A 24,025-nucleotide genomic window follows, 5' to 3' on the forward strand; every position below is an offset into this window, starting at 1 on the left:
ATCGCCATCCCGGTGATACGCTGCCTGCGCCCGCGCAGGCGGTGACCGCAGCCAGCGTGTTCCATGGAACTGATCCGCAATTTCTCCATCATCGCCCACATCGACCACGGCAAGTCGACGCTTGCCGACCGCATCATCCAGATCTGCGGTGGGCTGGCCGAGCGCGAGATGGAAGCGCAGGTGCTCGACAGCAACCCGATCGAGCGCGAGCGCGGCATCACCATCAAGGCGCAGTCCGTATCGCTGCCGTACAAGGCGCGCGACGGCAAGACCTATCAGCTCAATTTCATCGACACTCCCGGTCACGTCGACTTCTCGTATGAGGTAAGCCGCTCGCTGGCGGCCTGCGAAGGTGCGCTGCTGGTGGTGGACGCAGCGCAGGGCGTGGAAGCCCAGTCGGTCGCCAACTGCTATACCGCCGTCGAAATGGGCCTGGAAGTCGTGCCCGTGCTCAACAAGATCGACCTGCCCACGGCCGACCCTGAAAAGGTGAAGGGCGAGATCGAGGCGGTGATCGGCATCGATGCCACCGACGCGGTGGCGGTCAGCGCCAAGACCGGCCAGAACGTGGTCGAGGTGCTCGAGGCCATCGTGGCGCGCATCCCGCCGCCGAAGCCGCGTGATACCGATCGCCTGCAGGCGCTGATCATCGACTCCTGGTTCGACAACTACCTCGGCGTGGTGTCGCTGGTGCGCGTGATGCAGGGTGAGATTCGCCCCGGCGAGAAGCTCCTGGTGATGTCCACCGGCCGCACGCATGAAGTGAGCGAAGTGGGCGTCTTCACACCCAAGCGCAAGAAGCTAGACAAGCTCTCCGCCGGCGAAGTGGGCTGGATCACGGCCTCGATCAAGGACGTCCACGGCGCGCCGGTCGGCGACACGCTGACCCACGCAGGCAAGCCCGCCGACAAGCCGCTGCCCGGTTTCCAGACCATGCAGCCGCGCGTGTTCGCCGGCCTGTTCCCCGTGTCCGCGGACGATTACCCCGCGCTGCGCGAGGCGCTCGAGAAGCTGCGCCTCAACGACGCGGCGCTGTTCTTCGAGCCGGAGAGCTCCGAGGCCATGGGCTTCGGCTTCCGCTGCGGCTTCCTCGGCATGCTGCACATGGAGATCGTGCAGGAGCGCCTGGAGCGCGAGTACGACCTGGACCTGGTCACCACGGCACCGACTGTGGTGTACGAGATACTCAAGAGCGACGGCTCCGTCATGCAGCTGGACAACCCGGCCAAGCTGCCCGCGTCGCCGCAGGTCGAAGAGATCCGCGAGCCGATCATCGTCGCCAACATCCTTACGCCGCCGGACTACATCGGCAACATCATCACGCTGTGCGAGGAGAAGCGCGGCGTGCAGCGCTCCATCCAGTACCTGGCCACCCAGGTGCAGATCAGCTACGAGCTGCCGCTGGCCGAGGTGGTGCTCGACTTCTTCGATCGCCTGAAGTCGGTATCGCGCGGCTACGCCTCGATGGACTATCACTTCGAGCGCTTCGATGCGGGCCCCTTCGTGCGCGTGGACGTGCTGATCAATGGCGACCGCGTGGACGCGCTGTCGCTGATCGTGCACCGCAGCCATGCCGATCGCCGTGGCCGCGACCTGGTCGAGCGCATGAAGGACCTGATTCCGCGCCAGCAGTTCGACGTGGCCATCCAGGCCGCCATCGGTGCCCAGGTCATCGCCCGTTCGACCGTGAAAGCTCTGCGCAAGAACGTTCTGGCGAAGTGCTACGGCGGCGACGTCAGCCGCAAGAAGAAATTGCTGGAGAAGCAAAAGGAAGGCAAGAAGCGCATGAAGCAGGTGGGTCGCGTGGAGATTCCGCAGGAGGCCTTCCTCGCCGTGCTCAAGGTGGACAAATAAGCGTGCACGACATGGAACGTACAGGGGGCTGCCGCACCTTCGCCGGCGAGACGGGCCGGCATTGCAGAACCCATCCGCGACTCACGCTCTGAAGGAGCCCTCATGGATTTCGATTTTTCGGCGATTCTGCTTGGCCTCACGGTGCTGTTCGGCGTGATCTGGGCTCTGGACCGCCTGTTCTTCTACAAGGGGCGCAAGACCCGCGCCGAAGCGTCGGGGCAGCCGCTGCAGGACCCGATGCCGGTGGACTGGGCTCGGTCGCTGTTCCCGGTGGTGCTGGTGGTGCTGCTGCTGCGCTCGTTCGTGGCCGAGCCGTTCCGCATTCCTTCCGGCTCGATGATGCCTACGCTCGACGTCGGCGATTTCATCCTGGTGAACAAGTTCGCCTATGGCCTGCGCATGCCGGCCTTCAACAACAAGTTCCTCGCGCTGGGCGAACCCAAGCGCGGCGACGTGGTGGTATTCCGCTTCCCGGGCTACCTATGCCGCGTGGACGGCCAGCTGGTGCGCAGCGGCGACCAGACCTGCGCCAACCCGCAGGCGCCGGTGCAGAGCCAGAACTGGATCAAGCGCGTGATCGGCCTGCCGGGCGACCGCATCGAGATGCAGGGCGACCAGTTGCTGATCAATGGCGAACCGGTCGCCGCGGACCAGGTCGGCCCGTACATGGGCAACCCCAAGCGCGACGAAGACCGCCTGATGCTTGAGATGGGCGCCACGGTGTGGAACGAACACCTGCGCACGGAAGAAGGCGTCGTAGTGAACCACCTGACCGCGCGCATGCCGGCCTACAACCGCCCGCCGCCGATCCCCAACGACAAGGTGCCGTCGGTGGTGCCGCAGGGTTGCTACCTGGTGATGGGCGACAACCGCTACAACAGCACCGATAGTCGCTGGTGGGGCTGCCTGCCGGAGCAGAACCTGGCCGGCAAGGCGTTCCTGATCTGGCTCAGCTGGAAGGGCACCGATGCGGGTTGGGTGGACTTCTCCCGCCTGGGCCGCGTCATCCATTGACCAAAGCGTGATGGCGGTCGGGTCGCGCGGCGTGACGCCGGCCCGCCGCGGCGCCAAAATCCGCCCTGCACGATGCCGGCGGGCCGGCAACGTGGCACCATTCTCACCATACGTTGCGGGGCCGCCGCCAGTCGGCATAGCGAGGGGACTATGAAAGCGAAGCAGTCGGGTATCACCCTGATCGGGTTTCTGTTGGTGCTGCTGGTGGTGGCCTTCTTCGGCTACATGGCCATGAAGCTGGTGCCGGCCTATGCCGAGTTCATGGGCGTGAACAAGGCGATGACCCAGGTGGCCAGCGCCGGCGTCGAGGGCAAGACCCTGGACGACATCCGCCGCGACCTGATGTTCAAGATGGGCTTCCAGTACGTGGACGACGCTACCATCAAGCCCAAGGACATCACCATCACGCGCGCCAACAACGCCGCGCAGCTGAACGTCACGTACGAGAAGCGCGTGCCCTTCATGTACAACATCGATTTCCTGCTGCACTTCCAGAAGAGCGTGCCGTTGCAGGGCAACGTGGGTTACTGAGGTTTTTTTGTCCAAGCTGACTTACCGCTTCCGCGATCCGGCGCTGGCACAACTGGCACTGACCCATCGCAGCGCCGGCAAGCCGAACAACGAGCGGCTGGAGTTCCTCGGCGACGCACTGCTCGGCGTAGTGGTCGCCGAGCTGCTTTACGAAGCACACCCGAACGCCAGCGAAGGCGAGCTGTCGCGCCTGCGCGCGCAACTGGTGAACGGGCAGGCGCTGGCGCTCATCGCGCGCGAACTGGAGCTCGGCGACGAGCTGAAGCTCGGCTCCGGCGAACTGAAGAGCGGTGGGTTCCGCCGGGATTCGATTCTCGCGGACGCTTTCGAGGCGCTGGTGGCGGCGGTTTACCTGGATAGCGATTTCGCGCAGTGCCGCGAGGTGGTGCGCAGCCTGTTCGCCGAGCGCGTCGCGGCCATTCCGCGATCCTCCAAGGATGCCAAGACCCGCCTGCAGGAATGGCTGCAGGCGCGCGGCTGGCCCTTGCCGCATTACGAACTGAAAGACAGCTACGGCGAGGATCACGCGAAGACGTTCGACGTCTCCTGCACGATCGCCGAGCCTATGCCGATCAGCGAGGATGGCCGCGGCGGCAGCCGCCGCGCCGCCGAGCAGGACGCGGCCGAGGCCGTGCTGCGCCAACTGCAGGAAACCAGACCATGAGCGACCACGACAACGATTTCGACACTCTCGAGCCGGCCGAGCTGCCGCACGAGGATTTCCGCTGCGGCGCGGTAGCGCTGCTGGGCCGCCCCAACGTGGGCAAGTCCACGTTGCTCAACGCGATGATCGGTTTCCGCCTGTCCATCGTCAGCCCGCGACCGCAGACCACCCGCCACCGCATTCTCGGCATCGCCACCAGCGAGGCGGGGCAGATCCTGTACGTGGACACGCCCGGCTTGCACCGTGGTGCCAAGCGCGCCATGAACCGCAGCCTCAACCGCGCCGCCCGTTCGGCGATCAGCGAGGTCGATCTGGCCGTGCAGGTGATCGAGGCCGGTCGCTGGACGGACGAGGACCAGGCGCTGTACGACGCCCTGGCCGAACAGAAGATCCCGCGCCTGCTGGCGATCAACAAAGTCGATCTCAGCAAGGACAAGTCCGCACTGCTGCCGTTCGTGGCCGGCCTGATGGATCAGCATGTCTTCGACGAGGTCTATTACGTCAGCGCGCTCAAGGAGAAGGGGTTGAAGGAACTGGAGAAGGGCATTCTCCAGCGCCTGCCGGTGCGTGCGCCGATGTACGGCGAGGACGAAATCACCGACCGCAGTGAGCGCTTTCTTGCGGCGGAAATGGTTCGCGAGCAGCTCATGCTCCGTCTCGACCAGGAACTGCCTTACGCCACCACGGTGGAAATCGAACAGTTCAAGGACCGCGAGGACGGCGTGGCCGAGATCCATGCCGTGATCTGGGTCGAGCGGGACGGGCAGAAGGCCATCGTGATCGGCAACGGCGGCCAGCAACTCAAGGCTATCGGCTCCGCCGCGCGGCGGAAGATGGAGCAACTGTTCGAGCGCAAGGTCTACCTGAAGCTGTGGGTGAAGGTGCGCGAGGGCTGGGTCGACGACGAGTCCATGCTCAAGAAGTTCGGTTACACCGATTGACGTGACGGATCGCGGCCGCGACGCGATCGCCGCCCACGCGTATCCTTGAACGGCATCCCGCTCCGCCCTCGACGCCATGCAACTGCTGCAGCAGCCGGCTTACGTCCTCCACGCCCGGCCCTACCGGGAGACCTCGCTGCTGCTGGAGTGCCTCACGCTCGAGCATGGCCGTCTCGGTGTGGTGGCGCGCGGCGTACGGCGCGAGCGCGCCAAACTGCAGCGTTCGCAACTGGAGCCGTTCCAGCCGCTGGCGTTCGACCTGCTGCTGCGCGGTGAGCTGGCTACCTTGCAGGGCGCGGAAAACACCGGCTCGCCGCGCCGCCTCGTCGGCGACGCCGGCCTGGCCGGCCTCTATCTCAATGAATTGGTGGTGCGCCTGACCGGCCGTCAGGACCCGCACCCGGAGCTGTTCCAGGCCTACGCGGTCACCTTGGACCGCATGGCGGCCGGCGACCCTCTGGCGTGGACGCTGCGCCGGTTCGAGCGCGATCTGCTCGACGCGATCGGTTATGGCCTGCAACTGGAGTACGAAGGGGAGTCCGGCGAGCCGCTCGATCCGCAGCGGCATTACCGCTACCAGGTGGAGCAGGGGCCCGCACCCTGCCGCCCGGACCTTCCGCATGCCTTGCGCGGCAGCGATCTGCTGGCGCTGTCGATGGACGCCATGCCCGATGCGGCCGGCTTGTCCGCGTTGCGGACGATGATGCGCGACGTCATCCGGTTCCATCTTGGCGGCGCCGAGCTGCGCGCCTGGCACGTGCTGGCCGCGGCGCTGTCTCGCCGCTGACAGGGCTCAGGGCCGGGGCACCAGTGCCTCGATGGTGTGCCGCAGGGTGGTGCGGAAGCGATCATGCAGGGCGGGCGGCACCGGGCGCCCCTGGCGCATCCGTTCCTGCAATTGCACTACTCGCGCCGCCAGCGCCGTGGCGCCGCAGAAGCCGCACGAGCCGCGCAGCTTGTGCAGGCGATCGCCGAAGCCGGCGTCGGTCAGCGCGATGTCCAGCTCCTGATAGATGCTCACCAGTTCGTCGCGCAGCAGGGCGCGCATGGCGAGCATGATCTGCTCGCTGCCGGCGCTGGCCAGGCCTTGCGCGTCGTCGAGCAGCGGTTGTGCGTCCGGCTGCACCAGCGCGACGACGCGGCGCAGGTCGGAGAGATCGCAGGGCTTCTGCAGCACCTCGCTGAACCCCTGGGAGAGCAGGCGCTGCCGTTCGGTCGCGTCCATCTCGGCGCTGGTCGCCACGGCGGTGCTTTCGGCGGAGGGAGCCGCGGGGTCGCCGCGCAGTTCGGTCAGCACCTGCTGCGCGCCGGCGCCCGGCATGCGGCAATCGAGCAGGAGCAGGTCGTACGCCTCCTGCCGGCCGCGCGCGATGGCCGCCGGGCCGTCGTCGCAGGATTCGGCATCCAGGCCCAGGGTGCGCATGGCTTCCACCAGGAAAAGCCGGCTGGCCGGATCGTCGTCGGCCACCAGCACGCGGAGCACATGACTACCGGGCGCATGACGGCCTGGCGGACCGGCGGGCGAGCCGTTGGAAGGCGTGTTGAACATTGACGAGTCCATGTCGTTCAGCTGGTTTTGGCAGAATGGCGCGACATGCGCCCGACATCAAGCCACCTTTTGTTCTATTTGTGCATCGTGTTCGGTTTCGCCGCGGCGCTTCCCGCCCGTGCGGACATCGTGCTCGGAGCCAAGCAATTGGCGGCCCCTGGGGTGAAATTGCAGGACGTGCAGGTGCGCATCGCCGAGGATGCCGACGGTGGCCTGCAACTGGCGATCCGCGCCGCCAAGGCCGAACTGCCGGCGCTTGGCTGGCGGCGTGTCGGGGTGGACCTGCGCGGCGGGCTATCGCGGGATCCGCATCTGCGCTGGCTGTTCGACGGCGACCTGCGCTTGGCCGGCGCATCTGGCGGGGCTTGGAACGACGCCAAGCTTTCGCTGGTGCTGGACGAGGCGGCCAACACCCTCCAGGTCGACCTCAACCAGGGCAAGTCCCTGGCCAGTGCGGCGCTGCCGCTCGACCAGCCCACGCACGCCCAGATCAGCCTCAAGGGGCTGCCGGCCGGGTGGTTGCAGGGCCTGCTCGGGACCATGTGGTCAGGCCGCACGACCGCCGGGCGACTGGACGCCGACATGGCGCTGGACGTGGAGGACGCCGGCGTACAGGCCTCCGGCCAGTTCGGCCTGGCTGACGTCGGCTTCGACACGCCTTCGGGCACTCTGGCCGGACAGCGCGTCAATGGCTCCGGCCGCCTCAGCGTCGATACCACCGGTGGTCCGGCCAGGATCAGCCTGGATGCCAGCCTGCGCGGCGGCGAACTGCTGCTGGGGCCGATCTACGCCCGCCTGCCGGATCACCCGGTGCAGCTGGGGCTCGATGCGAGCGCGCGCAACGGCGCCCTGGATCTGAGCCGGCTGCGCGTGGGCGACGCGGACGCCATGCAGCTGGACGGCTCGCTGGCGTTCGATGCCAAGGGCGAACTGCAGAAGCTCAAGTTGGACCGTTTCCAGGCCAGCTTCCCCGCGGCTTATCAGCGCTATGGCCAGTCCTGGCTGGCTACGCTCGGCCTGCGCAACATGCGCATCGCCGGCCAGCTCTCGGCGACGCTGGACCTGGCGGCCGACGGTCCCCGCGCGTTCTCCTTCGATACGGACGGCCTGGACGTGGCCGACGGCGAAGGGCGCCTGGCTGTCGACGGCCTGCGCGGCGGCATGGACTGGGCGGCGCGCGGCACCCGTCCCGCCACCACGCTGAACTGGCGCAGCGTGCAGATCTACCGGCTGATGCATGGTGCGGCGCAGACCGCCTGGCAAAGCCGCGACGGCAGCCTGGGGTTGCAGAAGCCGGTGGACGTGCCCTTGCTCAACGGCCGCTTGCGCGTGGCGAACCTCGACTGGCGACCGGCCGCCGCCAAGGGCCGGCGCCTGACCACCTCCCTGGCGCTCACCGGCGTGGACATGTCGGCTTTCAGCCGTGCCATGGGCTGGCCGGAATTTCCCGGCACCCTCGGCGGCGCGATCCCGGCGCTGCGCTGGGTGGACGACCGCATCGAACTCGAAGGCGGGCTTTCGGTGAACGTGTTCGACGGCTTCGTCGACGTCACCCGCATGTCGCTGCAGGACCCGTTCGGCAACAGCCCGGTGCTCGCCGGCGACGTCACGCTGCGCCAGCTCGACCTGGGCGCCATGACCAGCGTCTTCGACATCGGCAGCATTACCGGCCGCATGGACGGAACGATCCAGAACCTGCGACTGGTGAACTGGACTCCGGTCGCCTTCGATGCGCGCCTGCTGGCCGGCAGCGGCGGACGCATCAGCCAGCGCGCGGTCAACAGCATCGTCTCGGTGGGTGGCGGCGGCATCGCCGCCGGGCTGCAGGGGGCGATGCTCCGTCTGTTCAAGAATTTCAGCTACAAGCGCATCGGCCTCAACTGCGTGCTGCAGGGAAGCGTGTGCCGCATGAGCGGCCTGGACAGCGACGGCGACGGCTACACTATCGTCGAAGGCAGCGGGCTGCCGCGGCTCCAGGTCGTGGGCCACCAGACCCAGGTGGACTGGCCGACGCTGGTGCGGCGTCTGAAGGCCGCGACGGAAAGCGGCGGGCCTGAAGTCCGTTGAGCCTTCATTCGCTGGCGCGGCGTCTCTGGTCGAGGACCGCCCAGCATCAAGCCATCCAAGGAGTGCCGATCATGCGCAAGCTCGCTTATGTCCTGTTGACCTCGCTGTTCGTCGCCCTGGTCGGCTGCGTGACCATCAATGTGTACTTCCCCGAGGCCGCCGCGCAGAAGGCGGCCGACCAGTTCATCGGCACGGTGCTGGACAACGCCAAGCCGGCCGCCAAGAGCGGCGACGAGAGCGACGCCAAGCCCGCACCGGCCAATCCCGGCAAGCAGCCGTCGGCGATGCTGCTGGATCTCCTCATTCCCGCCGCCTATGCGGCCGACACGCCCGACATCCGCATCCAGACCAGCACGAGCGAAGCGATCCGCGCCCGCATGCAGCAGCGCTTCCAGGGCAGCCTGGGCGCGCTGTTCGACAGCGGGGCGGTGGGCTTCACCCGGGACGGCCTGGTGACCGTGCGCGATGCCTCCAAGGTGCCGTTGAACCAGCGCGCCGAAGTCAACGCGACCGTGGCCGACGAGAACCGCGACCGCAGCGCGCTGTACCGCGAGGTCGCCAACGCCAACGGTCACGCCGAATGGGAGCCGCAGATCCGCGCCACCTTCGCCAAGGGCTGGATCGAGCGGGCTCGCGCCGGCTGGTATTATCAGGACCCTTCGGGCGCCTGGAAGCAGAAGTAACGCCGCGCCTGTTCTCCTCTTTTCGCGCCCGGACCGTACGATCCGGGCGCGCGCTTTTTGCACGGGTCCCATGAAAGAATTCGAAGCCACCATCACCGACCTCAGCCACGACGGCCGCGGCGTCGCCCGCGTCGACGGCAAAGCCGTCTTCGTCTCCGGCGCGCTGCCCGGGGAAGAGGTGTTGCTGCGCATCCGCCGCCGCCATCGCAACTTCGACGAAGCCGAGACGGTGGAGCTGCGTACCCGCTCGCCGCATCGCGTCGAACCGCGTTGCCGCCACTACGGTCAATGCAGCGGCTGCGCCCTGCAGCACTTGGATGCCGAATCGCAGATCGCCGCCAAGCAGCGCGTGCTGGCGGAGAACTTCGAGCGCATCGGCAAGGTGGCCCCCGCCGCATGGCTGCCGCCGCTGGTCGATGCCCCGTGGGGCTATCGCCGCAAGGGACGGTTGTCGGTGCGCAACGTGGCGAAGAAGGGCCGCGTGCTGGTCGGCTTCCGCGAAGAGGACAACCCGCGCTTCGTCGCCGACATCACCCAGTGCGAAGTCGTGCATCCGGCACTCGGCCCCAAGATCGGCCTGCTCGGTGAACTGGTCAGCGCGCTCGATGCCGCGGGCGACATCGCGCAGATCGAATTCGCGGCCGGCGACGAAACGGTCGCCCTGGTGTTCCGCCACCTCAAGCCCCTGAGCGAAGGCGACCTGGCCAAGCTCAAGGCCTTCGGCCAGGAGCACGATTTCGCTATCTATCTGCAACCGGGCGGCATCAGCAGCGTGCACCCGCTGTGGCCGGAGCAGCCGCGCCTCGCGTTCCGCATCGACGCGGGTGAGGGCGTGCCGGACGTCGAACTGGAGTTCCGCCCGCTGGATTTCGTGCAGGTCAACGCCGGCATGAACCGCAGCATGATGGCCCGCGCGCTGGAACTGCTGGACCCGCAGCCCACCGACCGGGTGCTCGACCTGTTCTGCGGCCTCGGCAACTTCACCCTGCCGATCGCCCGCCGCGTGGCGGAAGTGGTGGGCGTAGAGGGCGAGCACGGGCTGGTCGAGCGCGCGGCGGCGAACGCCATGCGCAACGGTATTTCCAACGCGCGGTTCGAGGTCGCCAATCTGTTCGAGGACCAGCGCGGCACGTCCTGGGCGCGCCAGCCCTGGGACAAGCTGTTGCTCGACCCGCCGCGCGCCGGCGCCGACAAGGTGCTGGAGTACCTGCCGCATCGCGAGACCCGTCGCATCGTGTACGTGTCCTGCCATCCGGGATCGCTCGCCCGCGACGCCGGTATCCTGGTGCAGAAGCACGGGTTCCGCCTCAGCGCGGCCGGCGTGATGGACATGTTCCCGCACACCGCGCACGTGGAGTCCATCGCCCTGTTCGAGCGCGACTGACTGCCATGGGCGTCGAGATCGAGCGCAAGTTCCTCCTCCACGGCGACGGCTGGCGCAGCCTGGTCGAAAGCACCGAGCGCCTGGCGCAGGGTTATCTCGTCGGCGCGGAGGCACTGCGTACCGGCGTGTCCCGCGCCTCGGTGCGCGCCCGCATCGCCGGCGACCGCGCGTGGCTCAACATCAAGTCGGCCCGGCTGGGCATCGAGCGGGCGGAATTCGAGTACGCCATTCCCGTCGCCGACGCCGAGTCCATGCTGGCGGAGCTTTGCGACGGCGTGCTGGAGAAATTTCGTCACCTTGTCACCGTGGATGGCGTAACGTTCGAGATCGACGAATTCCTCGGCGACAACGCCGGCCTGGTGGTCGCCGAAGTGGAACTCGATGCGCCGGATGCGCCTTTCCCGCGGCCCACCTGGCTGGGGCGGGAGGTGAGCGCACTGCCGCGCTACTACAACGTCAACCTGATCGAGCATCCGTATTCGCGCTGGTCCACCGCCGAGCGGCATGCCGACGATGCGGAGGAGCGAGCCTGATGCTGATGATCGGCCTGGCCGGACTGGAACTGACCGATGCCGAACGGCGTCGGCTCGTGGCGCCCGGCGTGTCCGGCGTGCTGCTGTTCGCGCGCAATTTCGCTTCGCGGGAGCAGGTCAGCACCTTGATCGAATCGATCCGCGAGGTCGCCGGCGAGGACATCCTCGTGGCGGTCGACCAGGAAGGCGGTCCGGTGCAGCGCTTCCGCGACGGCTTCACGCGCCTGCCGGCGCTGGCCAAAGTGGGCGCTGTCTACGACCGCAATCCCGTCGAAGCCATCCGCCTGGCCGAGGAACATGCCTGGGTGATGGCCAGCGAGATGCGGGCGATCGGCGTCGACTTCAGCTTCGCCCCCGTGGTGGACCTGGCACGCGGCAACGCCGCCATCGGCACCCGCGCCTTCCATGCCGACCCCGCCGCCGCCGCCGAGCTGGGCCAGGCCTATGTGCGCGGCATGCACCTGGGCGGCATGGCCGCGGTGCTCAAGCATTTCCCCGGCCATGGTTCGGTGGCGGTGGATACGCACAAGGCCACGGCGGTGGACCCGCGTCCGCTGGAGACGATCCGCCGCGAAGACCTGCATCCATTCGCCGAATGCATCGAGGCGCGGGTGGAGGCGGTCATGATGGCCCATGTCATCTACCCTGCCGTCGACGCGCAGCCGGCCGGCTTCTCGAAGCTCTGGATCCGGGACATCCTGCGCGGCGACCTGGGCTTCAAAGGCGCGGTGATCAGCGACGACATCAGCATGGCTGCCGCCGGCGCCGCCGGCGGTGTGGCCGCGCGTGTGGCGGCCCATCTCGACGTCGGTTGCGATCTGGTATTGGCTTGCTTCCCCGACGTGGTGGACGAGGCCATCGCCGCCGTGCAGGGCCGCGCCGCCACGGCGCCGGAACGGCTGGCCGCCCTGCGCGGCGCACTGGGCGCCACCTGGGAAGGATTGACCGACAACCCGCAGCGCGACCGTTTCATCGCGCGCATCACGGCGCTGGACGCCGAGGAAGGCAAGGCATGAGCACCGACGTTTCCGCATCCACCGTTCCGCCGCTCGCCGACGCGTTGGCGAACGCCGACCTGCTGTTCGATCGCGGCAGCCTCGAGGGCGTGATCGCCGACATGGGCCGCCGCATCGATACGGCGCTCGACGGCGAACGCGCCGTATTCCTCACCGTGATGAACGGGGCGCTGGTGTTCGGCGGCCACCTGGCCCTGGCCATCCGCACCGACCTCGAATTCGACTACGTCCATGCCACGCGCTATCGCGGCACCACCTCGGGCAGCGAACTGTATTGGCTGCGCGAGCCGCAGGTTTCGCTCGAAGGGCGCATGGTCCTGCTGGTCGACGACATCCTCGACGAAGGCCACACCCTGAAGGCCGTGCGCGACGATTGCCTGCGCCGGGGCGCCAAGCGCGTGCTCGTGGTGACGCTGTGCAGCAAGCGGCATGATCGCCTGGTGGAAGGCATCACGGCGGATTTCAACGGCGTGGAGCTGCCGGACCGCTACGTCTTCGGCTTCGGCATGGACTACTACGAGCAGGGCCGCAACCTGCCGGGCATCTACGCGCTGCGCTGAGCGCACCTGGGGGCACATGGACATTCTCGGCATTTCCGGCAGCCTGCGCGCCGCGTCGTTCAACACTGCGCTGCTGCGGGCCGCGCAGGAATTGGCGCCGGCGGGCATGCGGATCGCCACCCATCGGCTGCACGAGCTGCCGCTGTTCGACCAGGACGTGGAAGAGCAGGGCGACCCGCCGCCGGTCGTGGCGCTGAAGGATGCGATCGACGCGGCCGATGCCCTGCTGCTGGCCTGTCCCGAATACAACGGCGGCATCAGCGGCGTGCTGAAGAACGCCATCGACTGGGCCTCCCGCGCCGGACGCGACCGCGCCAAGTCGCCGCTGGCCGGCAAGCTGGTCTGCATCGTCGGCGCCAGCCCCGGCATCACCGGTACCGTGCGCGCCCAGGACGCCCTGCGGCTGGTGCTGCGCCGCGCCGGCGCGCGGACCGAGCCGCAGGGCGAGGTGCTGGTGTTCCAGGCGCATACCAAGATCGCGGATGGCAAGCTCGCGGACGAGCGCACGCGCGACGCGCTGGCCCGCCATCTGCAGGCCTTCGCCGACCGGGTGGCCGCGTCGCGCGGCTGAGTTTCTCGATTCGAACCAAGCAGGAAGATCCTTCGTGACCATCGATCTAGCCGTCATCGGCGGCAGCGGCCTCTATAGCTTCCCCGGCCTGGAAAACACGACCCGCCACAGCGTCGAAACGCCCTACGGCAAGGCGTCCGGCGACGTGGTGATCGGCGACTTCGCCGGCAAGCGCGTGGCCTTCCTGGCGCGTCACGGCGAGAGCCATACCGTGCCGCCGCATCGCGTCAATTACCGTGCCAATCTTTGGGCGCTGCATTCGCTGGGTGCGCGAAGTGTGATCGGCGTCAATGCCGTCGGCGGTATCCGCGACGACATGGGGCCGCGCGTGATCGCGGTGCCAGACCAGGTCATCGATTACACGCACGGCCGCTACACCAGCTTCTGCGACGTGGAAGGCGTCGAGGTGAAGCACATCGATTTCAGCGAGCCGTACACCGGATCGCTGCGGCGCGAGCTGATCGAGGCGGCGCAGCGCGCCGGCGTGCCCGTCGTCGACGGCGGCTGCTACGGCGCGACCCAGGGGCCGCGCCTGGAGACCCGGGCGGAGATCGCCCGGATGAAGCGCGACGGCTGCGACCTGGTCGGGATGACCGGCATGCCCGAGGCGGCGCTGGCGCGCGAACTGGAGCTGGCTTACGCCTGCCTGGCGCTGGTCGCCAATTTCGCCGCTGGCTGCGGTGACGAGGCCGAGATCAGCATTGACGAAATCTTCGCGCACCTTAAAGCGGCGACGGCGGAAGTGCCCCGCATCCTGGAGGCTTTGCTCAAAAGCTGAGCATCGCGGCCTATCCCGTCCGGCTATACGCACCCGCATATTGCGCTTTCCCATCAAACATGTTGATACTTCCGCCCGTGCCAGGGGCGGCGAACCAAGGGGTTGTGGTGGTTCTGCAGGAAGCCATGGTGCATCCAATCCATGATTCAGAGGTTCACGCAATGCGTTTCGGTACGGTCAAGTGGTTCAACGACGCCAAAGGCTTCGGCTTCATCGCGCCTGAGGACGGTGGGGAGGACGTGTTCGTCCACTTTTCGGCGATCAACGCCAAGGGCTTCCGCAGTCTGCAGGAAGGCCAGCGCGTGAAGTTCGAAGTGACTCAGGGCCCGAAGGGCGCTCAGGCTTCGGGCGTCGAGATCGCGGGCTGATACGCCGCGCCGGCGGCGACGCCGGCCACCGGTCAGAAACAAAAGAGTCCCGCGCCGCAAAGCGCGGGATTTTTTTATGCGCTCGCCGCCTTCGTGCGCGACAGCGCAGGCCCCTTGCGGCCCGCGCGGGGCGGGGCCGTGGAGCCGCGGATCACCAGTTCCGGGACGAACCGCTCGCTGCCCGGCTGGCTGCCTTTCTGCAATTGCTCCAGCAGGCGGGACGCTGCGTGCCGGCCGATCTCGCTGGTCGACTGGCTCGCCGTGGTGAGCGCCGGCCAGGCCTGGCGCGAGAACGGATTGTCCTCGAAGCCCGCGATGGACAGGTCCCACGGCACGTCCAGTCCTGCCGAGCGAGCCGCGGCGAGCGCGCCGGCGGCAATCTCGTCGTTGCTCCCGAAGATCGCCGTCGGCGCGTCCTTGCCGGCCAGCAGCTTGCGCGCGCGGCGAAAGCCGTCCTCGAACGTGTAGGTACCTTCCAGCACGTATTTCTTCCGCACGGGAATGCCGTGCTCCTTCATCGCGTCGGCGAAGCCTTCGTAGCGCTCCGGGCTGGACCGGTAATGCGGGTCGCCCCAGAGGAACGCGATGGACGTATGCCCCAACTGGATCAGATATGCGGTGATGGCATAGGCGGCCTTGTGGTCGTCGACGTAGACGCAGGGGGCGCCGTCGCGCGGATCGCCGCGGGCCGCGATGATCCTCGCGTAGGCCACGTCGTTCGCCTTGAGCCTGGCCAGCAGACGCGGGTTCTCCGACATCGGCGGCGTGAGCACCAGGCCGGCGAGGCGGGCGTTCTTGGCCAGCAGCGACAGCTCGTCGACCAGTCGCGGCGAGCTTGGGGTGCAGGGATAGATCAGCAGCTCGTAGCCGCGCTCGCGGCAGGCCGCCAGCACGCCGTTCTGCAGGCTGAGAATGTAGTTGGCGTTGGGGTTGTCGTCGTAGACCAGCGCGATGGTGAACGAGCGCGTGCCGCGCAGGCTGCGCGCGGTCGCATCCGGCCGGTAGTGCAGGGCCTCGATCGCGCGTCGCACCTTCTGCACGGTATCGGCATGCACCGTCGGCTCGAGGTTGATCACGCGCGACACCGTCATCGGCGATACGCCGGCGAGACTGGCGACGTCTTTGATCGTAGGCCTGCGCAACGCGACGCTCTCCCCTGGCGGCGATGTCCGCATCCTAGCCCAAGCGGCGGCACTTGAAAGCATCCGCGCATTCGCCAGCGCCGTACGGGATTGCTCTGCGCGACGCAGCTTAGGTAGCGTTACCACGATCACCGTGGACTTCGTACCAGAGCGAGCTTCTGCCGTTGTGCGAAAGAGGTCTTCGGATTCCCCGCACGATGCAAGCCTCTCCTGCGCACTCCTTATATATAGACATCCATCCGCGATCGATCACGTCTGCGGTGCAGTTCCCCTGTCGCACCGTGTCTTACGTCATCGTTGATAACGTTACCATTCGGGTTTAGCATCCGATCGAGATGACAGGGACACGGCATTCGCGTGTCCGCCGCGTGACGGGGAGAGCCAATGCGGGATCGTGCGTGGGGAGCCGTGGCGCATAGGCCGCGGATCATGCTGGCGGCAGACGTGGGCGGCACGCATGCGCGGGTCGGCCTGGTCGACGGCGCGGCGCCGGCCGGCGTCCCCGGCATCGTTGCCTACGAGCGCTACGCCGGCGCCGACTGGCCCGGCCTGGCCGAGATCCTCGCCGATTTCCTTGCGCGTTATCCCGGCCATGCGGTCAGCGAGGCCTCCATCGCGGTGGCCGGCTACGTGCGCGATGGCGAGCTGGTGGCGGAGAATCTGCGCTGGCCGGTCCGCCTCGCCGAACTGCGCGAGCGGCTCGGACTGCGCCATCTGCGCGTGGTCAACGATTTCGAGGCGCTTGCCTACGCCACGCAATTTCTGCAGGACCACGAAAGCCTCGCCGTGATCGACGCGCCGCGAGCGGCGGGCCCGGTCGCGGTGGTCGGACCCGGTACCGGCCTGGGCTGCGCGCTGCTGCTGCCCGGCGCGCAGGGGGCGACCGTGCTGCCCAGCGAAGGAGGGCACGTCGCCCTCGCGCCGGGCAACGAACGGGAGCTGGCCCTGCTGCGTCTGCTCTCGCGCGGTCGCGACTACGTTCACACCGGGCATGTGCTGTCCGGTCCCGGCCTGGTGAATCTCTATTGCGCGTTGGGCGAGCTGGACGGTATGCCCATCGTGCACGCCGAACCCGAGCGCATCACGGCGGCGGCGCTGGAGGGCGAAGACCGCCTCGCGCTGGAAACCTTGCGCGTGTTCTGCGCCATGCTCGGCGGCTTCGTCGGCGACCTGGCTGTGCTGTTCAAAGCCTCCGGCGGCGTTTTCCTGGCCGGCGGCATCCTGCCGCAATTGAGCGAATTCCTGCCCCGCAGCGAGTTCCGCGAGCGCTTCTTCAACAAGGGCGTGATGCGTGAATTCCTTGCGGGCGTGCCCGTGCGCCTGATCGAGCACGGCCGCCTGGGCGTGCTCGGGGCGGCGGGGCTGCAGGCACGCGACGTCGCGTGAACGACGCGGGCGCAAGCCCGCGAACAAGGACCGGTCCAGTCCGGGTGAGCGGCCGCAGCTCGATGCTGCGGTCGCGGGAGGGGGATATGACAACGACAACCATGGCGAGGTGAGCAGGCATGTTGGCAATCAAATATCGCGGGCATGAGCTGTCCCGCAACGTATTGGCGTGCGTCCTGGGCCTGGCGCTGAGCGGTACCGCCTTTGCGCAGGCGACGACCGGTTCGATCTTCGGCACGGTGGCCGGCGACGCCGGCGGCACGACGGTGATCGTGCAGGGTGACAACGGCGTGTCGCGCCGCATTCCGGTCGGCGCGGACGGGCGCTACCAGGCCGGCGCGTTGCCGGTCGGCGTCTACAAGGTGTTGCTGGAGCGCCAGGGCGCGGTGGTGGCCTCGCACGAGCAGGTCGCGCTGCGCGTCAGTAGCGGCACTCAGGTGGACTTCGCCGGCACCGGTGCGGCCGCCGGCGCCACCAATCTGCAGGGCGTGCAGGTCACCGCGAGCGCCTTGCCGCCAATCGACGTGAGCAGCGTGGATTCGCGCACGGTCATCACCGCGCAGCAGCTCGACGCGCTGCCGCTGGCCCGCACGGCCGAGGACATCGCGCTGCTGGCGCCGGGCACGGTCACTTCCGGCTCGAACTTCACCAGCCGTATCGGTGGCGGCGGCGACCTGGTGTCGTTCGGCGGCGCTTCCGGCGCGGAGAACGCGTACTACATCAACGGTTTCAACACGACCGATCCTTACAAGGGCCAGGGCGCGCTGCAGTTGCCTTACGGCGCGATCGACCAGCAGGAAGTGCTGACCGGCGGCTACAGCTCCATGTATGGCCGCTCCGACGGCGGCGTGATCAGCCAGGTGGGCAAGAGCGGCACCAACGAATGGCACTTCGGCGCGCAGGCGCAGTGGACCCCGCGCTCCCTGATGTCTTCGCCCGACGACATCATCTATGCGCGCAACCGTTACGCCGGCAAGACCTACCAGTACCGGCAGGACGACAAGTCGTGGCGCACCACCTACAGTGCCTACGTAGGCGGCCCGCTGATCAAGGACCGCCTGTACTTCTTCGTCGCCGCCGAGGCCGACAAGGAGCAGGGCTCGCAGACGTCCACCAGCGATGCCAGCAGTCCGTCGCGCACCAACTACACGTACACCACGCCCAAGTGGTACGCGAAGCTCAACTGGAACATCACCGACAACCACATGCTCGAGCTGACCGGCATCCAGAGCGAGCAGCATGGCTCCGGCAGCAACTACGCGTTCGACTATGCGACCCATCGCGCCGGCGCATTCCAGTCGTACTCCGACCGCACCAAGACCGGCGGCGATGCGTACATCGTCAAGTACACCGGCTACCTCACCGACAACATCACGCTGAGCGCGATGTACGGCAAGATGCGCCTGCACGATTACTCGGCGCCGGTCAGCTACGACCCGAATCTGCCGTACCTGCAGAACATCCAGGACCAGAACCTGGCGCTCACCGGAGGCCGTCCGGTCGGCAACAGCCAGTCCACCTTCTCGGTGCCCGCGCCCACCCAGGGCTCGCAGAACACCAACCTGCGCATCGACCTGGAATGGCGCCTGGGTGACCACAAGCTCAACCTGGGCATCGACGACCAGACCCCGCGCACCATCGACCAGGGCAGCAACAGTCTCACCTGGACGTATGCGCACAACAACGACGCCACCGCGCCGGTCGACCCGGCCAACGGCATCGGCGCGCCCGGCGGCAACGGCTACTACGTGATGAAGGAAGTGGTGACCGGCGCAGCGGGCGTGAAGACCGTCGAGCACGCGCAGTACATCGAAGACACCTGGCAGATGACCGACCGCTTCCTGCTCAACGTCGGCCTGCGCAACGACGCCTTCGCCAACTACAACAACAGCGGGCAGAAATTCACCTCGCAGAACCACAACTGGTCGCCGCGCCTGGGCTTCAGCTGGGACGTCTACGGCGACGCCAGCCTGAAGGTCTACGGCAACGCCGGCCGCTACTACCTGGCGATTAACAACAACACCGCCTACGACGGCGCCACCGGCTACGCCTGGAACCGCACCTATTACACCTACACCGGCATCGATGCCAACGGCATGCCCACCGGCCTGACGCCGTTCGGCTACTACGACGTCAACGGCCACACCGGCCAGGCGCCCGACCCGCGCACGGTGGCGTCCAAGAATCTGGGCGCGGAATACCAGGACGAGTTCATCCTGGGTGCCACCAAGGCGATCACGCCGGAATGGATCGCCGGCGTGAAGGGCACCTTCCGCGTGCTGCGGCAGATCTCCGACGACGTCTGCGACAGCTCCAACCTGCTCATCGCCAAGACCAAGGCGATGTACAACCTCACCGACGACCAGATCACCGCCAACCGCGGCGCCTGCTACATTTTCAACCCGGGCAAGACCAACGACTTCGACGTGCTCACCACGCAGGGCTACCTGCGCGTGCCCATGAGCAATGCCGACTGGGGCTTCGCGCAGGGTCCGAAGCGCAAGTACTACGCGCTTGAGATGTTCTTGGAGCATCCGCTGGGCAAGGACGACTGGGGCGGCCGCGTCAGCTACGTGTATTCGCGCAGCTACGGCAACTCCGAAGGCCTGCTGCAGGTGTCGCGCGGCAACGACTCGGTTGGCGTGACCCAGGACTGGGACAACTCATACGTGATGGACCGCGCCAACGGCGTGCTCGGCAACAACCGCACGCACCAGATCAAGGCGTACGGCGCCTATCGCATCTCGCCGGAATGGATGCTCTCGGGCGTGGCCAACCTCGCCTCGGGCGGCCCGCATAACTGCCTGGGCTTCTTCGGCCCCGACCAGACCCAGCCCGACGGTTACGGCTCGTACTACCACTGGTGCAACGGCAAGCCCTCGGTGCCTGGCTCCATGGGCGACCTGCCTTGGACCTATCGCGTCGACCTCAACGTGACGTACCGGCCGGCCTTCGCTGACCACAAGCTGGCCTTCAACCTGAGCGTATTCAACGTGCTGAACCAGCAGCGCCCGCTGGTGTTGTACACCCGCTACAACAGCAACAACACGCCGGACAAGCTCAATGACCTGTACGACACGGTCAAGGTGATGGAGTCGCCGCGCTACGTGCGCTTCGGCGTCAGCTACGACTTCTGAGCCGCCAGCCCGCGGCCGGCCCATGCCGGCCGCGGGCGATCGCCTGTACTCTCGGGCGGTCGTCATTTCTCTTCACCTAAAAGGAGATGCCCGATGGCCGATCGCCGTCGCTTTCTCAAGACCGCCGCCCTGGGCGTCACCGCCGCGGCGCTGAGCTCCCGCATCGCACCGGCCCTGGCCGACGCCAAGGGGGCCGCCCCTGCCGGCGGCGGTCGCAAGCCCCGCGTGATCTCCACCTGGGATTTCGGCGTGCCCGCCAACCTCGCGGCCTGGGCTGTGCTCGCCAAGGGCGGCCGCGCGCTGGACGCCGTGGAAGCCGGCGTGATGATTCCCGAGGCCGACCTCAAGAACCACAGCGTGGGCCGTGCCGGCTATCCCGACCGCGACGGCCACGTCAGCCTGGACGCCAGCATCATGGATGGCGACGGCGGTTGCGGCGCGGTCGCCGCGCTGGAGAACATCGCCCATCCCATCCAGGTCGCGCGCCGAGTGATGGAGCGCACCCCGCACGTGCTGCTGGTGGGTGAGGGCGCGCAGCAGTTCGCGCTCGAACAAGGCTTCAAGAAGGAAAAGCTGCTGACGCCGGAGTCCGAAAAGGCCTGGCACGAGTGGCTGAAGACCGCGCATTACCAGCCCAGCGCCAACAGCGAGGTGCGCGATTACGGCAAGGGCGTGCGCGACGCGAAGAGCCTGCCGGGCGGCAAGGACAACCACGACACCATCGGCATGCTTGCCGTCGACGCCCAGGGCCGCCTGGCCGGTGCCTGCACCACCAGCGGCATGGCCTGGAAGCTGCGCGGCCGCGTAGGCGACAGCCCGATCATCGGCGCGGGCCTTTATGTGGATGGGGAGGTCGGCGGCGCCACCTCCACGGGCGTGGGCGAAGAAGTGATCCGCAACGCCGGCAGCTTCCTGGTGGTGGAGCTGATGCGCCAGGGCCGCTCGCCGCAGCAAGCCTGCGAGGAGGCGGTCATGCGCATCGTCAAGAAGCGTCCGCAGGCATCCAAGGACCTGCAGGTCGGCTTTCTCGCCATCAACCGCGAAGGCGAGGTCGGCGCATTCGCCATCCAGCCCGGTTTCAGCTACGCGGTGTGCGATGGCGCGAAGCAGGACGGCCTGTTTCCCTCCAAGAGCGTCTACTGATGGCCGGCCGCTACTTGCTGGAAGTGGCGGCCAATTCCGTCGCCTCCGCGCTCGCCGCGCAGGACGGCGGCGCCGGCCGGGTGGAGCTGTGCACCGGCCTGGAATTGGGCGGGCTCACGCCATCGGCGTCGCTGATCGCGATGGTGCGCGAGCGGCTGCATATTCCGCTGTACGTGCTGGTGCGTCCGCGCGCCGGCGATTTTCTCTACGACGATCTCGAATGCGAAGTGATGCAGCGGGACATCGAGACTTGCGCCGCCCTGGGCTGCGATGGCGTGGTGATCGGCGTGCTCGACCCCGACGGCTGCGTGGACGCCGCGCGCTGCAAGCCGCTGGTGCGTGCGGCGGGTGGCATGGGCGTAACCTTTCATCGCGCCTTCGATCTGACCTGCGATCCGGAGCAGGCCCTGGAAGACGCCATCGCGCTCGGTTGCGAACGCGTGCTCACCTCGGGCACGCGGGCCAGCGCCATCGACGGCGCGCCGTTGATCCGTCGGCTGGTGGAGCGTGCGGACGGCTGCATCGCAGTCATGCCCGGCGCAGGCATCACCCCGCAGAACATCGCCGCGCTCGTAGCAGCCACGGGGGCGACCGAGCTCCACGCGTCGGCCAAGCGCCAGCTGCCCTCCGGCATGCGGCATCGCCGGCCGGAGCTGCACGACATGGAAGGCGGCGAAATTCGTAGCGACGTGGAGCAGGTGCGCGCCCTCGTCGCCGCCTTGCAGTAACGCTCCCTTTCCCCGCCGGGGAGAGGGCCGGGGTGAAGAGCCGCGCGGAGCGTGGAAGCGGGACGCAGGGCGAGCGCCGCGCTAGGCAAACGAGACCTTCCGCGAGCCCCTCCTCATCCTGCGATCGAAGTTAGCCTCGTAGATCCAAACGTTCCCCAGGCAGGAAGCAGGAACTTCTAGCAGCTGCTACGCCGCAAACTGCAGCCGCGCAAGCTCCGCATACAGTCCACCTTCCGCCAGCAGGCTCTCGTGCGTCCCCTGGGCCACGATCCGTCCACCATCCATTACCACGATGCGATCAGCACGCTGCACCGTGGCCAGGCGATGCGCGATCACCAGCGTGGTGCGTCCTTTCTCCAGCCGCTCCAGCGCCTGCTGGATGGCCGCTTCGGATTGCGCGTCCAGCGCCGAGGTTGCCTCGTCCAGCAGCAGCAGCGGCGCATCGCGCAGGATCGCGCGCGCGATCGCGACGCGCTGGCGCTGTCCGCCGGACAGGCGTACGCCGCGCTCGCCCAGTTCGGCGCCGTAGCCGCCGTCCAGGGCGCTGACGAATTCGTGCGCTTCGGCCGCGCGTGCGGCATCGCGTACTTCGTCGTCGCTGGCGTCCTGGCGGCCGAAGCGGATGTTGTCCGCCGCGGTGCCGCTGAAGATCACCGTCTCCTGCGGCACCAGCGCGATGGCGCCGCGCAGCTCGGGCAGCGCCAGCGTGCGCAGGTCCATGCCGTCGAGCGTGATGCGTCCGCTTTGCGGATCGTAGAAGCGCAGCAGCAGGGCGAACACGGTGCTCTTGCCCGCGCCCGATGGGCCGACCAGCGCCACTGTCTCGCCCGGCTGGATGCGCAGGTCGAAATCGTGCAACGCCGGCGCGTCGGGGCGCGAGGGATAGTGGAAGCCGACGTTCTCGAACCGCAGCGCGCCGCGCACCGGTTTCGGCAAGGATGCCGGCTGCGCGGGGCTGGCCACTTCGGCCTTCTCGGCGAACAGTTCGCCGATGCGCTCCATCGCGCCGGCCGCGCGCAACACGTCGCCCCAGACCTCCGAGAGTCCGGCGACCGAACCGGCAGCGAAGATCGCATACAGGACGAACTGGCTGAGCAGGCCCGGCGTCAAGTCGCCCGCCAATACGTCGCGCGCGCCGATCCATAGCACCAGCGTGATGGCGCCGAACATCAACACGATTACGGTGGCGGTGAGCAGGGCGCGCGTACCGATGCGTTTGCGTGCGGTGGCCAGCGCACGGGTGATGGCGCTGCCGTAGCGGGTGCTCTCGATGTCCTCGCGCGCGTAAGCCTTCACCGCGGGCGCGGCATTGAGCGTCTCGTTGGCGATGGCGGCCGCGTCGGCCAGCCGGTCCTGGCTGGCACGCGAGAGTTTGCGCACGCGGCGACCGAACACCAGGATCGGCAGCATCATCGCGGGGATCACCAGGGCGGTGAAGCCAGCCAGGCGCGGGATCGTCCACACCATGGCCACCACCGCGCCCGCCAGGGTCACCACGCTGCGCAGCGCGACCGAAATGCCGGAGCCGATCAGTGCCTGCACCACTTCGGTGTCGGTGCCCAGCCGCGAGATCAGTTCACCCACGCGGCTGCGCTCGAAGAAACTTACGTCCAGGCGGATCACGTGCGTGTAGAGCTTCGAACGCATCGAAGCCAGCGCACGCTCGCCCAGGAGGGTGATGCAGAAATACCGCGCCGCGGTGGATGCGGCCAGCACCAGCGCCACGCCGAACAGCCCCAGGAAGGTCAGGTTGATGGTCGCCGCGCTCGCCGCGCCGAAGCCCTGGTCGATCATGTGCCGCACCGCCATAGGCAGCACCAGGGTGGAACCGGAGGAGATCGCCAGGAAGACCAGCCAGCCGATCGCCAGCCCCCGATGGGGCCTGAGGAAGGGCCAGAGCTGGCGCAGCGCGCCGAGGCGCCGTTGGGGAGTCGTGTCGTTCGCCTGTGATGCGCTCATGGGGGTCGCCGCGGTCG

At 67.8% G+C, this 24,025-nt stretch carries 22 protein-coding genes; 19 read left to right on the forward strand and 3 right to left on the reverse strand.

The genetic code is table 11. The features are described from left to right. Nucleotides 1–63: 63 nt before the first annotated feature. From lepA to recO, 6 genes are all read left to right on the forward strand, one after another. Entirely contained in the window at nucleotides 64–1,854 is a 1,791-nt protein-coding gene (lepA, locus tag RKE25_RS09395; RefSeq protein ID WP_311841963.1) for a translation elongation factor 4, read from the forward strand. 102 nt (nucleotides 1,855–1,956) lie between these two features. After that, nucleotides 1,957–2,868 (forward strand): signal peptidase I, encoded by a 912-nt coding sequence (gene lepB / locus RKE25_RS09400; RefSeq protein ID WP_311841964.1) that lies wholly within the window; start codon nucleotides 1,957–1,959, stop codon nucleotides 2,866–2,868. Nucleotides 2,869–3,018: 150 nt separating this feature from the next. Beyond that, complete coding sequence (locus tag RKE25_RS09405; protein ID WP_311841965.1) at nucleotides 3,019–3,399, forward strand: DUF4845 domain-containing protein; 381 nt, start codon at nucleotides 3,019–3,021, stop codon at nucleotides 3,397–3,399. 7 nt (nucleotides 3,400–3,406) lie between these two features. Then, nucleotides 3,407–4,063, forward strand: a complete 657-nt coding sequence (rnc, locus tag RKE25_RS09410) for a ribonuclease III (RefSeq protein WP_311841966.1) — start codon at nucleotides 3,407–3,409, stop codon at nucleotides 4,061–4,063. Beyond that, the gene (gene era, locus RKE25_RS09415; protein ID WP_311841967.1) at nucleotides 4,060–5,004 is read left to right on the forward strand and encodes a GTPase Era; all 945 of its coding nucleotides are present in this window, start codon (nucleotides 4,060–4,062) and stop codon (nucleotides 5,002–5,004) included. The genes rnc and era overlap by 4 nt, the downstream gene beginning before the upstream one ends. Before the next feature lie 76 nt (nucleotides 5,005–5,080). Next, nucleotides 5,081–5,791, forward strand: coding sequence for a DNA repair protein RecO (gene recO, locus RKE25_RS09420; protein ID WP_311841968.1), 711 nt, complete (start codon nucleotides 5,081–5,083; stop codon nucleotides 5,789–5,791). A gap of 6 nt (nucleotides 5,792–5,797) precedes the next feature. Here recO and RKE25_RS09425 read toward each other — a convergent pair whose 3' ends face one another. Next, nucleotides 5,798–6,553, reverse strand: coding sequence for a response regulator (locus RKE25_RS09425; protein WP_311841969.1), 756 nt, complete (start codon nucleotides 6,551–6,553; stop codon nucleotides 5,798–5,800). A 45-nt stretch (nucleotides 6,554–6,598) separates the two neighbouring features. Here RKE25_RS09425 and RKE25_RS09430 point away from each other — a divergent pair, with 45 nt between their 5' ends. The 9 genes from RKE25_RS09430 to RKE25_RS09470 all read left to right on the forward strand — a co-directional run bounded on the left by RKE25_RS09430 (nucleotide 6,599) and on the right by RKE25_RS09470 (nucleotide 14,513). Next, entirely contained in the window at nucleotides 6,599–8,620 is a 2,022-nt protein-coding gene (locus tag RKE25_RS09430; protein ID WP_311841970.1) for a hypothetical protein, read from the forward strand. Between the two features lie 71 nt (nucleotides 8,621–8,691). Further along, nucleotides 8,692–9,303 carry a YdbL family protein gene (locus RKE25_RS09435; protein WP_311841971.1) on the forward strand — a complete coding sequence of 204 codons (612 nt, stop codon included), beginning with the start codon at nucleotides 8,692–8,694 and terminating at the stop codon, nucleotides 9,301–9,303. A 70-nt stretch (nucleotides 9,304–9,373) separates the two neighbouring features. Beyond that, nucleotides 9,374–10,687, forward strand: coding sequence for a 23S rRNA (uracil(1939)-C(5))-methyltransferase RlmD (gene rlmD, locus RKE25_RS09440; protein ID WP_311841972.1), 1,314 nt, complete (start codon nucleotides 9,374–9,376; stop codon nucleotides 10,685–10,687). 5 nt (nucleotides 10,688–10,692) lie between these two features. Then, complete coding sequence (locus RKE25_RS09445) at nucleotides 10,693–11,220, forward strand: CYTH domain-containing protein (RefSeq protein WP_311841973.1); 528 nt, start codon at nucleotides 10,693–10,695, stop codon at nucleotides 11,218–11,220. Then, on the forward strand, nucleotides 11,220–12,236 hold the full coding sequence (nagZ, locus tag RKE25_RS09450) for a beta-N-acetylhexosaminidase (RefSeq protein ID WP_311841974.1): 1,017 nt from the start codon (nucleotides 11,220–11,222) through the stop codon (nucleotides 12,234–12,236). Before RKE25_RS09445 ends, nagZ begins: the two co-directional genes overlap by 1 nt. Next, entirely contained in the window at nucleotides 12,233–12,796 is a 564-nt protein-coding gene (locus RKE25_RS09455; protein ID WP_311841975.1) for a hypoxanthine-guanine phosphoribosyltransferase, read from the forward strand. Before nagZ ends, RKE25_RS09455 begins: the two co-directional genes overlap by 4 nt. A gap of 16 nt (nucleotides 12,797–12,812) precedes the next feature. Beyond that, nucleotides 12,813–13,367: an NADPH-dependent FMN reductase gene (locus RKE25_RS09460; protein ID WP_311841976.1), complete on the forward strand. Its 555-nt coding sequence runs from the start codon at nucleotides 12,813–12,815 to the stop codon at nucleotides 13,365–13,367. A 34-nt stretch (nucleotides 13,368–13,401) separates the two neighbouring features. Continuing rightward, entirely contained in the window at nucleotides 13,402–14,145 is a 744-nt protein-coding gene (locus tag RKE25_RS09465) for an S-methyl-5'-thioinosine phosphorylase (RefSeq protein ID WP_311841977.1), read from the forward strand. Between the two features lie 161 nt (nucleotides 14,146–14,306). Beyond that, a complete protein-coding gene (locus tag RKE25_RS09470; protein ID WP_311842368.1) occupies nucleotides 14,307–14,513 on the forward strand; it encodes a cold-shock protein in 207 nt (68 codons plus the stop codon). A 74-nt stretch (nucleotides 14,514–14,587) separates the two neighbouring features. Here the strand turns inward: RKE25_RS09470 and RKE25_RS09475 are convergent, their stop codons facing one another. Then, entirely contained in the window at nucleotides 14,588–15,655 is a 1,068-nt protein-coding gene (locus RKE25_RS09475; protein WP_311841978.1) for a LacI family DNA-binding transcriptional regulator, read from the reverse strand. A gap of 429 nt (nucleotides 15,656–16,084) precedes the next feature. Between RKE25_RS09475 and glk the strand changes: the two genes are divergently transcribed. The 4 genes from glk to RKE25_RS09495 all read left to right on the forward strand — a co-directional run bounded on the left by glk (nucleotide 16,085) and on the right by RKE25_RS09495 (nucleotide 22,049). Next, the gene (gene glk, locus RKE25_RS09480) at nucleotides 16,085–17,041 is read left to right on the forward strand and encodes a glucokinase (RefSeq protein WP_311841979.1); all 957 of its coding nucleotides are present in this window, start codon (nucleotides 16,085–16,087) and stop codon (nucleotides 17,039–17,041) included. Between the two features lie 119 nt (nucleotides 17,042–17,160). Further along, nucleotides 17,161–20,178, forward strand: a complete 3,018-nt coding sequence (locus tag RKE25_RS09485) for a TonB-dependent receptor (RefSeq protein ID WP_311841980.1) — start codon at nucleotides 17,161–17,163, stop codon at nucleotides 20,176–20,178. Between the two features lie 93 nt (nucleotides 20,179–20,271). Further along, on the forward strand, nucleotides 20,272–21,321 hold the full coding sequence (locus RKE25_RS09490; RefSeq protein ID WP_311841981.1) for a N(4)-(beta-N-acetylglucosaminyl)-L-asparaginase: 1,050 nt from the start codon (nucleotides 20,272–20,274) through the stop codon (nucleotides 21,319–21,321). After that, nucleotides 21,321–22,049: a copper homeostasis protein CutC gene (locus tag RKE25_RS09495; RefSeq protein WP_311841982.1), complete on the forward strand. Its 729-nt coding sequence runs from the start codon at nucleotides 21,321–21,323 to the stop codon at nucleotides 22,047–22,049. The genes RKE25_RS09490 and RKE25_RS09495 overlap by 1 nt, the downstream gene beginning before the upstream one ends. A gap of 186 nt (nucleotides 22,050–22,235) precedes the next feature. On the opposite strand, the gene RKE25_RS09500 is transcribed toward RKE25_RS09495, so the two are convergent. After that, nucleotides 22,236–24,008 carry an ABC transporter transmembrane domain-containing protein gene (locus tag RKE25_RS09500; RefSeq protein ID WP_311841983.1) on the reverse strand — a complete coding sequence of 591 codons (1,773 nt, stop codon included), beginning with the start codon at nucleotides 24,006–24,008 and terminating at the stop codon, nucleotides 22,236–22,238. Nucleotides 24,009–24,025: the final 17 nt, after the last annotated feature.

It is taken from the genome of Dyella sp. BiH032, assembly GCF_031954525.1.
Lineage (GTDB): Bacteria > Pseudomonadota > Gammaproteobacteria > Xanthomonadales > Rhodanobacteraceae > Dyella_D.

Excerpts from the sequence above, each read along its gene's own strand:
- lepA (WP_311841963.1), top strand. The coding sequence starts at position 64 with ATGGAACTGATCCGCAATTTCTCCATCATCGCCCACATCGACCACGGC.
- lepB (WP_311841964.1), top strand. The coding sequence starts at position 1,957 with ATGGATTTCGATTTTTCGGCGATTCTGCTTGGCCTCACGGTGCTGTTC.
- RKE25_RS09405 (WP_311841965.1), top strand. The coding sequence starts at position 3,019 with ATGAAAGCGAAGCAGTCGGGTATCACCCTGATCGGGTTTCTGTTGGTG.
- era (WP_311841967.1), top strand. The coding sequence starts at position 4,060 with ATGAGCGACCACGACAACGATTTCGACACTCTCGAGCCGGCCGAGCTG.
- recO (WP_311841968.1), top strand. The coding sequence starts at position 5,081 with ATGCAACTGCTGCAGCAGCCGGCTTACGTCCTCCACGCCCGGCCCTAC.
- RKE25_RS09425 (WP_311841969.1), bottom strand. The coding sequence starts at position 6,553 with ATGTTCAACACGCCTTCCAACGGCTCGCCCGCCGGTCCGCCAGGCCGT.
- RKE25_RS09430 (WP_311841970.1), top strand. The coding sequence starts at position 6,599 with ATGCGCCCGACATCAAGCCACCTTTTGTTCTATTTGTGCATCGTGTTC.
- RKE25_RS09435 (WP_311841971.1), top strand. The coding sequence starts at position 8,692 with ATGCGCAAGCTCGCTTATGTCCTGTTGACCTCGCTGTTCGTCGCCCTG.
- rlmD (WP_311841972.1), top strand. The coding sequence starts at position 9,374 with ATGAAAGAATTCGAAGCCACCATCACCGACCTCAGCCACGACGGCCGC.
- RKE25_RS09445 (WP_311841973.1), top strand. The coding sequence starts at position 10,693 with ATGGGCGTCGAGATCGAGCGCAAGTTCCTCCTCCACGGCGACGGCTGG.
- nagZ (WP_311841974.1), top strand. The coding sequence starts at position 11,220 with ATGCTGATGATCGGCCTGGCCGGACTGGAACTGACCGATGCCGAACGG.
- RKE25_RS09455 (WP_311841975.1), top strand. The coding sequence starts at position 12,233 with ATGAGCACCGACGTTTCCGCATCCACCGTTCCGCCGCTCGCCGACGCG.
- RKE25_RS09460 (WP_311841976.1), top strand. The coding sequence starts at position 12,813 with ATGGACATTCTCGGCATTTCCGGCAGCCTGCGCGCCGCGTCGTTCAAC.
- RKE25_RS09470 (WP_311842368.1), top strand. The coding sequence starts at position 14,307 with ATGCGTTTCGGTACGGTCAAGTGGTTCAACGACGCCAAAGGCTTCGGC.
- glk (WP_311841979.1), top strand. The coding sequence starts at position 16,085 with ATGCTGGCGGCAGACGTGGGCGGCACGCATGCGCGGGTCGGCCTGGTC.
- RKE25_RS09485 (WP_311841980.1), top strand. The coding sequence starts at position 17,161 with ATGTTGGCAATCAAATATCGCGGGCATGAGCTGTCCCGCAACGTATTG.
- RKE25_RS09490 (WP_311841981.1), top strand. The coding sequence starts at position 20,272 with ATGGCCGATCGCCGTCGCTTTCTCAAGACCGCCGCCCTGGGCGTCACC.
- RKE25_RS09495 (WP_311841982.1), top strand. The coding sequence starts at position 21,321 with ATGGCCGGCCGCTACTTGCTGGAAGTGGCGGCCAATTCCGTCGCCTCC.
- RKE25_RS09500 (WP_311841983.1), bottom strand. The coding sequence starts at position 24,008 with ATGAGCGCATCACAGGCGAACGACACGACTCCCCAACGGCGCCTCGGC.